The sequence below is a fragment of the Mycobacterium sp. E2327 genome, from assembly GCF_001672675.1.
GTDB lineage: Bacteria > Actinomycetota > Actinomycetes > Mycobacteriales > Mycobacteriaceae > Mycobacterium.
Map to the genome: position 1 here is coordinate 1 of NZ_LZKE01000003.1, position 2,100 is coordinate 2,100.

Annotated in this window: 3 protein-coding genes; 2 read left to right on the forward strand and 1 reads right to left on the reverse strand. The window is 67.2% G+C overall.

Translation table 11 applies throughout. The annotated features are described in order from the left end of the window. Together A5712_RS31170 and A5712_RS00410 are read left to right on the forward strand one after the other, a co-directional pair. The coding region (locus A5712_RS31170; RefSeq protein WP_197519255.1) for an adenylate/guanylate cyclase domain-containing protein at positions 1 to 712 on the forward strand (712 nt) is incomplete at its 5' end. 6 nt (positions 713 to 718) lie between these two features. Further along, positions 719 to 1,690 carry an amidohydrolase family protein gene (locus tag A5712_RS00410; RefSeq protein ID WP_068100061.1) on the forward strand — a complete coding sequence of 324 codons (972 nt, stop codon included), beginning with the start codon at positions 719 to 721 and terminating at the stop codon, positions 1,688 to 1,690. A gap of 76 nt (positions 1,691 to 1,766) precedes the next feature. Here the strand turns inward: A5712_RS00410 and A5712_RS30595 are convergent, their stop codons facing one another. Next, positions 1,767 to 1,997 carry a hypothetical protein gene (locus A5712_RS30595; RefSeq protein ID WP_156766335.1) on the reverse strand — a complete coding sequence of 77 codons (231 nt, stop codon included), beginning with the start codon at positions 1,995 to 1,997 and terminating at the stop codon, positions 1,767 to 1,769. Positions 1,998 to 2,100: the final 103 nt, after the last annotated feature.

The following is a 2,100-nucleotide window of genomic DNA, read 5'->3' on the forward strand; positions in this document are numbered from 1 at the left end:
GGGCGTGGACCATGCGCCCTGGTTCACCGAGCCCGAACGGACCACGACGGCGATCGAGGAGTTCCTCACCGGCAGCCATACAGCGCCGCCGCGATCGCGTCGCGCCCTGCGCACCGTGCTGTTTACGGGCATGGTCGCCTCGACACAGCACGTCGCGGCGACGGGCGACGATCATTGGCGTGCGATCCTGCAGCGCTTCGACGGCAGGGTGCTCAAGAGCACCGGTGACGGCCACCTCGCCACGTTCGACGGCCCGACGCAAGCGATCCGCTGTGCCGAGGCGTTGCGCGATGACGCTGACACACTTGGCATCCGGATCCGCAGCGCCATCCATACGGGCGAGTGCGAACTGCTCGACGGAGACATCACCGGAATTGCGGTACACGTCGCGGCGCGGATCCTTGAGCAGGCCGGTGCCGGCGAAATCCTCGTCTCCCGCACCGTGCGTGACCTTGTCATCGGCTCGGGCACAGGCTTCGACGACCGGGGCACCGTCGAACTGCGCGGGGTGCCTGGCACGTGGCAACTGCTGGCGGTCGACCGGCGCGGCGCGCGGGCCGGAACGGCTGAGGCCACACTGGCGTCAATGCCCACGCCCGGCCCGCGCACCGGGATGCGCCGATCGGACCGCGCCGTAGAGGCCATCGCCAGGAGAGCACCGTGGATCCTGCGGGGGTTGGCCTACCTCACCCCGGGCGTCGACCGCAACTGATCACAGATGAAAAGTGATTCCCGCCGTTCCGGTTTCGTCGACGTCCACGCCCATTTCGTCACGGACTGGTACGCCGACCTGGCCAGCGCCGCGGGACATCGACTGCCCGACGGCATGCCGAGCTGGCCCAGCTGGTCGCCGGAAACGCACCTGCAGCTGATGGATCGCTCCGGCATCGAGACGGCGATACTGTCCGTCTCTTCGCCCGGTGTCCACTTCGGTGACGACGCCGCCGCGCGCGTATTGGCGCGCCGGCTCAACGAATACGGCGCCGACATCGTGCGCGATCATTCCGGCCGCTTCGGCTTGTTCGCAACCCTCCCGCTACCCGACGTCGACGGCGGACTGGCCGAAATCACCTACGCCTTGGACTCTTTGGGCGCCGACGGCATCATCCTCGAGACCAACTTTGCCGGCCTCTACCTCGGTGACGCGCGCCTGGAGCCCATCTTCGCCGAACTCGACGGCCGCGGCGCCGTCGTCCTGATCCACCCGACTTCGCCGGTGTGCTGGCAACAGAGTGCCCTCGGCCGTCCGCGCCCCATGATCGAGTTCGTCTTCGACACCGCACGCACGATCACCGACATGTTGTTCGCCGGCACCTTCGAGCGTCACTCCCGGCTTCAGGTGATCGTTCCCCACTGCGGCGGCGCGCTGCCGGTGGTCGCCGACCGGGTCAACGGGTTCATGAAGCTGGCCGGACACGTCGACGATGGTTCGAGCGACGCGATCACGCTGCTGCGGCGTCTGTACTACGACACCGCCGGCAGCGCGTTTCCCCGCCAAATTCCGGCGTTGTTGAACCTGATCGACACCGACCGCCTTCTGTATGGCAGCGATTACCCGTGGACACCGGCGCCGATCGCGGAGCTTCACACGGCCGCCTTCACGAACATGCCCGGACCCGCCGGCACAGCCAGCTGGCAGGCGGTGACGACCGCGAACGCGCACCGGCTGCTGCCGCGGCTCACCCATTGAGCCAGGCGTCGCGCCACACCATAGTGGTTGCTTGGCTGAAAGCCCTACGCGCACAGACCCTTCGGTCACGCCGGGATCAATTGACGCAGATGGTCCCACTGAGATGGGTGCCGTCGCCGGTGAGGCATCCGTTGGGGGGATCCTTCGGTAGACCGGGCGGCAGGCAGTTCTGCCGATAGGCGTCCCAGTACCAACCCTGGGGACAGTCGGCGAGGCTCGGACCTGCCGAAGGTGCCAGCACCGGGGCCAGGCCAAGACCCGCCACCGCCAACCAGGCCGCGGACAACGCGATTCTGAGGTTCTTCATGTTCCCTTCCGTCCTTTCATGTTTCAACATGCTTGGCACAAGTGTGGCGATGATCGACGCCGAAGCGCTGCACGCCAGCCACCAACCCACATACCGGCCAGCA